The sequence below is a fragment of the Shewanella sp. 10N.286.51.B8 genome (assembly GCF_041469325.1).
Taxonomy (GTDB): domain Bacteria; phylum Pseudomonadota; class Gammaproteobacteria; order Enterobacterales; family Shewanellaceae; genus Shewanella.
Map to the genome: position 1 here is coordinate 1 of NZ_JBFRKG010000075.1, position 6,506 is coordinate 6,506.

The window sequence follows — 6,506 nt, forward strand, 5'->3', positions numbered from 1 at the left end:
CAAAATTAGTTACAGCCTCATGAGCAATTTATGTTCTGTACCACTATGTTTTCCTAGTTGATACAAAGAAGCTAGCTCCTCTAGTTTTCTTTCTGGTGAATTGACCGGGATAAAATTCTCTGTTTTAGAATCTATCTGACCATTCTCATTTTTTGTATTTCGTTGATAGCCAACCTTTAGCTTAGCTTTAACTATTTCAATAAGAGTTCCACCAGCTTCTGTATCAAGCTTCCATCTATTTTCAGCAGTCTGCTTTGCGGTTTCAGAATTCCCTTCAGCGATAGAAACCAATTCAAACTCAGGCTTTACGATTGCTTCATGCAGTTTATTGATTTGCTTCATGCAGTTTATTGATTTGCTTCATGCAGTTTATTGATTTGCTTCTCATCAATAAACAAAGCTGAATCAACTAACCATTGAGTAACACTTTCGCTTGGTGCGCTCATAAAAAAACTCCTCAAGTAAGCAATAATTTTCTTCATTAAAATCACTGGCTAAATACATCTTGCTGTAAGTATATACAGTTGTTATTCATTGCGCTATGCTCTTTTTTTGTACCAAGTCCATACCGCTATCGCAGCCAGCATTTTTGATGCAATCATAATTATTGCTGCAGGCCATGAAAAGAAGCCTATCATGGGTAAAAATATGAAAGTATCTACAGGAGTTCCTACGATACTCGACAGCAACACTCTTTGATGAAAAGGTCTCTTGGTAAACGTATATACTGCCCAATCCATGAATTCACTTCCTAAAAATGCAAAAAATGAAGCCATAGCAACGTAGGGGTCTGCCATAAAGTAGCTGATGACACTGGCAACTAGCATGGCGGGAAGCACTTTGTGACCGACGGCTCGTTGCGCATAATCTCTGATAACAAAGATAATACCGACTAAAAATGTCATTGGTGGTAGTGGGCCCATTGGGGTATCAAAAGGTGCAGTAACAGAAAATCCCCAATTAATACCTACAACCATTAAGATGTATACAACGATAAACTTCAAAGCTTGTCCTCATTTAAGTTAAATAGTTGTTCAATTTGCCAGCTAATATTGGGTGGAAGTGAATACTGAGTAAATTTTGAAAGATTACTCAATGAAATCAGCATTTTTTCGAACTGATTAGTCTGTACTTGGATTTTGTCCAAGCCCCAGCAATTACCAGAAGCTGCCGATTGAACATAAGAACTCGTATCAAAAGAGTTTGCTCCGAGCTCAATGAGCCACCGTATCGTTTCCGGTTTTCCGATACCGAAAATGTGAATGGGTAGGTCAGGTACGGTTTCTCGCACCGACTTAACTATCTTTTCTACAATCTCTCTGTTTCGTATCCTAGGGACCAAACCGCCAATGGCAATACCATCAAATCCTTTGGCTTTATATGCGAGTGCATTTGTTTTAGCACTTTGTTCATCCCATGCTTGGATGCAAGCAAACAGCTTCATGCTGCTGTTTGTTCTATTCTCTAGTGCCCATAATGCATTAGCTATGGTTAATGCTTGCCGACGTTTAGCCTCCCTTAATAACGTTTTTGGAGGGATAGGAAAATCTAAGGTAAAAGCTATATCTGCAATGCTCTCTTGAAATCGAAGAACTTTTTCAGGCGTTAAAGTTTCAGTCTTGTCTTCACTTTCTATGATCAGTGTACCAAGGCCTTTGATTTTTCGTATTCTGGTATTACTGAACAGTGCCGCAAAGCCACCAGAATCAATCAAAAGTGGGCATTTAGGCCTTTCGTCTAGTTTCATGAATTGTGCATAGTAATGGCTTACCATTACAGATTGGGATAACTTGGGTAAGTAGGGTCTTAAGAGCCTATCTAAAGGATACTTGTCACCAAAGGTCGTGACAGGGCTGAAGTTTGGGAAACGCACTTCTCCATTAGCAGTGCTGATGCTCGTTATCGCCATGATGCTGCGCCTTTTGGCATGTCGGATATCCATATTTCTTTTAAAGAAAGTAACGAGGAGTCGTCACTTTTCTTTTGTAAGTCATTTATTTCACTCAAAGTTATCGGATCTTTTCTGTAGCGTTTAACGGCAAGTATATGTTTACACAAATTCCCCTTTTTGAAGTCCATGCAATCGCATAAATATTTTTTGTTCTTCGTCTGCAAGAAATGGGGTTCTGAGCCACCGGTCACGCGATATCTACCTTCTCCAGACGGTTTAATCTTCAATTCAAGTGAGCGCTTTAGACGATACAGGTCAATGAGGTAGCTTGATTCTTTTTCTATGTTTGCGGTGGGTTGCCACTGTTCAAGTTGTGTTACATAGCCTTGTTCTAGTAGTTGCTCTGCAGCATTAATCCATCTCTTTGAACGGTTAACAGTAAAACCAGGGATTTCTGATAATTGTTCAGCTTCTGATGTGGATAAGTCTTCTATATCTTCAATTCCATTCTCATACATTTTCAGTGCTATCTTAGGTCCAATACCTTCGATCATTGTTAAACTAGCTGTGTTGACCCCTAAACCTGATTGCAACATGGTAGAAATTAGGTTTATTTTCAAGGATAGCGGGAGTGATTTTGATGACGCTTCAATCAAGCTTTTTTCATCTGGAATACAACCTTTGAAAGCCGTTACCAGGCGAATACAGGAATCAATGACTCTTGATATTTCAAAAGGATAACACCCCCAGGATGAAGCTATAATTTCAATACTTTTGCCGTTGCAAAACTCGTCTAGCATGCAGGCCATAGAAAAAGCATTGATCAGCCTTTTTCCGCTAATACTTAATGTATTGTAGAGAGTTTTTGTTTCTTCTTGCAGTAGTAGTGTTTGCTTATTAGCTAGCTCTGATTGTAATTGTTCAAGTAGTTCATAATCCAAAGGGATTATTGGTTCACAATCATTTGTACTGCATAGGACCAAAAAACAGTCAAAGATAGAGATCTGTTGGTAATCATCGATTACCTTTTTGAATAGCAATATGCTTGAAGGCTGAAGCATATGACGAGAAGCCAGTTTACCTAATTTTGTAGCTCTGAGCTGCATATGCTGATTACGTTTTTCTGACTCGAACTCAATTAGCATATCAGCATCAATCATTTCACTAATTAGTCTTTCCGCTTTTACTTCTTGTTGCTGGCTTCTATTGAAGTACAAACGTAGGTTACGTATTAATTGAGTTTGATCTTTAGCATAACCAGAAGCGATCTCTGCAATCAGTTGCTCCGCTAGCGGTGCATCATTTGTGAGTTTTGACTCTATTGATTCAAATTTGGCTGATAAGATATGATCGATATCTTTTTTCCATTCAGGCGTAAAAATGGTAACTAGCGCCTTTGTATCTAGTCCTGGGCGTCCTGCTCGACCAGCTCGTTGCCAAGCGCTATTCGTTGATATAGAGGAATAGTTAAAGCCGTCGTATTGTTGGGCATCGAAGATGAATACGTGCCCTGCAGGTAAGTTAACTCCCATTTCTAACGTTGGAGTGCAAACCAAAACAGATATTTTATTCTGTCTAAAGTCTGTCTCAACGAACTCTCGCTCTTCTTTGCAAAGACCTGCATGATGGTGTGATGCAGCTATGTTATGTTGTTGTAAGGTCAAACTGACTTCTTCAGCTCTTCTCCTACTTTGTACAAAAATAAGTGACTGGGATTTTTCATCAAGGACTAAATTGAGCAGTAGATTTATTTTATCTTCTGCCCGTTTAAATGTTACTTGATTCCATTTTAATGGAATTGCTCGCCAATTTGATTCAAATACATCGACTTTAAGCCATTGGGCAAGTTGCTGAGAGTTACCTATCGTCGCTGTTAAACCAATTATTCGAACGAATGGGTTAAGCCTTCTGTATCTAGAAATAGCACCTTCCAGCCGTGCTCCCCTATGAATGTCACCTAACAGGTGTAGTTCATCGATCACGAGTAAATCAGCTTCAGGGAGCCATGACCAGTGATTGCGCCAAAACCTAGTGCATGCATCTAATCTTTCTGGTGTCATGATCAGTAATTGAGCATCGTGAAATGCAACTGGGAGCTTAGTATCTTGATATTCTCCAGTATAGATACCAACTTTGTATGCACTTAACTTTTTTGACCAAGCTTTAAATAGCTCATTGGCTTGCGCTCTGAGAGGCGTGATATAGATGGCCCTTTTACCACTTTTAATCGTCTTGATGATATGTTCCAGCGCGGTGTGTGTTTTCCCGCTACCTGTAGCCATGTGAAGAAGGACTCCCCCCTCAGAACTAGCAAGCATGTTGTTGATTGAGTGTTGTTGAGGATGAAACATATCTACTGTGTTTATTAGTCTTTTAACTAATTATACTAGGAAAAAATAAGCGTGTAGTGTTATATTTGCTAAATAATTAATAAAAAATTAGCGTTATGTCTGTTTCTGAGAATATTAGATTCTTGCTTTGGCAAGCTGGCATTGAAAAACCGTACTGGAAAAAATCTCTTAAGAGTAAGTTGAACTCGATCAAAGCTAGTGGTTTTGGTAGTTCACTCTCTCAGCTCGACTATTCGACAGAGGACTGTGATGATCTGTTATTGAGGGATAATGTAAGTGAGACAGATTTAAGAGTTGTTAGCCAGGCTTTTGCAATTGATGAGTCAGAGTTAAAGTTTTCTAGCTTACTTAAATCTTCAAAAACTAATGTATTAGCCCACAATTTGAAAACATTGTGCTCAGGACTAGGGCCGGGAGGGAAGACTAAACTAGCAGAATCATTAGGAGTCCATAACACAACACTTTCACGGTGGTTATCAGGAACAATAACTCCAGATAAGATTAAATTGAAAAATTTGTCCGACTTTTTTGGGGTTGATTATGATAAATTGTTGAATGACCATCCTTACTTTTTAAGCATTAACCCTGTTACCGAAATTGAAAAAAGAGATTGGTTAAAAAGTAGAGTAGATGACATACCCAGAGAGTTATTGAATAGGCTGTACCCGGCGCTAGATAAGTTGTTGAATTAAAAGGTTGAGGTGTGATAAATGTCTGATAGAGAGTTGAAGAAGGCGATTGTTCGAATAGTTTTAACTTTAGAGGCTCAGCATCATGGTTGTCGAGAAGAAGCTCTAAATATCGCAAGGGAGGCTCTAGGCTTAGACATTGAGCACAACCCTATTCGTGAAATGATAAATACCATCGATGAAGATAGTGTCGATAGTTTCGTGGAAGTCCTATCGCTAAAGAAATAGTGATGATTTAAGTTGGCAGCTACCAATTGAAAATTATGTAGCTGCCAGCTCAATTTTTAACTAGAAGAGTAATTGTTGTTCTATATTGATAATTTTATTTAAGTTTTTAGACAGAGCGACTAAGGCAATTTTTCTTTCTTCAAAATAATCATGCTGATTATAAACTCCTTCAACGCCCTTAAGCTTATGATTCAGGCAGCGCTCTGCTACATGCCCTGGCGTGCCTTGCTTGGCCAGTAACGTACGACAGGTGCGGCGTAAGTCGTGAACGGTGAAGTGAGTCATATCGCCCATTAAGTTAGGTGGTTGCTTCTTTTTACCAGCTTCATGACCGAATAGCTTTGTAATCGCTCGATTTAGGGTATCTTTGCCCATGTGTGGATTCTTGCTTGAACGTCTACTAGGGAGCACATATTCAGAGCCACAAGCCCTTATCTTTAGCTCTTGTATCCAGTCCATGACAACTTCAGGTAATGGAATAGTAATACCAACACCTGATTTACTTCGCTCTTTTGGTAACGTCCATATCTGCTTTTCAAGATCAAACTCCTTCCATGGCGCCTCAGCCAATTCAGACTTCCTAATCCCCAGAGTAACCAGTAACGCACAGGCTAGATAGTTGTCACGACTAAAGCTGTCGCTATTGTCGCTTGCAGTTTTAAAAAATTGAGTGAGTGTAACCCTCCCTTATATCGATCATATTTTAAGAGAGTTTTCTTTATTTAACCGCTCATATAGCTTGGGCGGTAGATCGTTCAGTGATTCATGGGGCCGATCATAATTATATTCTTCAAGCCAACTATCCGTGATTTCCCTTACTTCAGTCAAGCTGTTGAACAAATAACAGTCTAATACTTCATTTCGATAAGTTCGGTTAAATCGTTCAATAAACGCATTTTGAGTGGGCTTACCTGGCTTAATAAAGTCTAACTTAATACCGTGTTGTTCAGCCCATATCTCAAGTGCATGTGAGATAAACTCAGGCCCATTATCTTGCCTTAAACGCTTAGGGTAACCGCGATAGGCTGCGATTCTATCCAGTACACGTATTACCCGTTGAGCAGGTAAGCTTGAGTCCACTTCTATCGCTAAAGCTTCACGATGATAGTCATCAATCACATTAAACGTTCTGAACGACTTTCCTGAAAACAAGTTGTCGCTCATAAAATCCATTGACCAGCAATCATTTGCCTTTACTGGAACGGCTAGTGGCTCTGGTTCACGTGACGGTATGCGTTTTTTGCCTTTACGTCGTAAGTTAAGCTTCAAACCACAATAAACGCGATACACACGTTTATGATTCCATTTATGACCAAGTAAGCGTAACCGTTTAAATATCTTTCGAAA

At 39.3% G+C, this 6,506-nt stretch carries 7 protein-coding genes and 1 pseudogene; 2 read left to right on the forward strand and 6 right to left on the reverse strand.

Annotated features, from left to right (window positions below):
• Window positions 1-9: 9 nt before the first annotated feature.
• From AB4160_RS19265 to AB4160_RS19280, 4 genes are all read right to left on the reverse strand, one after another.
• Complete coding sequence (locus AB4160_RS19265; RefSeq protein WP_372006048.1) at window positions 10-342, reverse strand: hypothetical protein; 333 nt, start codon at window positions 340-342, stop codon at window positions 10-12.
• Between the two features lie 197 nt (window positions 343-539).
• Window positions 540-1,004 (reverse strand): VUT family protein, encoded by a 465-nt coding sequence (locus AB4160_RS19270; protein WP_372006050.1) that lies wholly within the window; start codon window positions 1,002-1,004, stop codon window positions 540-542.
• Complete coding sequence (locus AB4160_RS19275; protein WP_372006052.1) at window positions 1,001-1,909, reverse strand: tRNA-guanine transglycosylase; 909 nt, start codon at window positions 1,907-1,909, stop codon at window positions 1,001-1,003. The genes AB4160_RS19270 and AB4160_RS19275 overlap by 4 nt, the downstream gene beginning before the upstream one ends.
• A complete protein-coding gene (locus AB4160_RS19280; RefSeq protein WP_372006054.1) occupies window positions 1,900-4,242 on the reverse strand; it encodes a DEAD/DEAH box helicase in 2,343 nt (780 codons plus the stop codon). The genes AB4160_RS19275 and AB4160_RS19280 overlap by 10 nt, the downstream gene beginning before the upstream one ends.
• A 95-nt stretch (window positions 4,243-4,337) precedes the next feature.
• Between AB4160_RS19280 and AB4160_RS19285 the strand changes: the two genes are divergently transcribed.
• Together AB4160_RS19285 and AB4160_RS19290 are read left to right on the forward strand one after the other, a co-directional pair.
• On the forward strand, window positions 4,338-4,934 hold the full coding sequence (locus tag AB4160_RS19285) for a helix-turn-helix domain-containing protein (RefSeq protein WP_372006056.1): 597 nt from the start codon (window positions 4,338-4,340) through the stop codon (window positions 4,932-4,934).
• Window positions 4,935-4,952: 18 nt separating this feature from the next.
• On the forward strand, window positions 4,953-5,159 hold the full coding sequence (locus tag AB4160_RS19290; RefSeq protein WP_372006058.1) for a hypothetical protein: 207 nt from the start codon (window positions 4,953-4,955) through the stop codon (window positions 5,157-5,159).
• 60 nt (window positions 5,160-5,219) lie between these two features.
• On the opposite strand, the pseudogene AB4160_RS19295 reads toward AB4160_RS19290, so the two are convergent.
• A pseudogene (locus tag AB4160_RS19295) lies at window positions 5,220-5,822 on the reverse strand (tyrosine-type recombinase/integrase); the annotation flags it as partial.
• 33 nt (window positions 5,823-5,855) lie between these two features.
• On the reverse strand, window positions 5,856-6,506 hold a 651-nt coding region (locus tag AB4160_RS19300), incomplete at its 5' end, for an IS3 family transposase (RefSeq protein WP_372006060.1).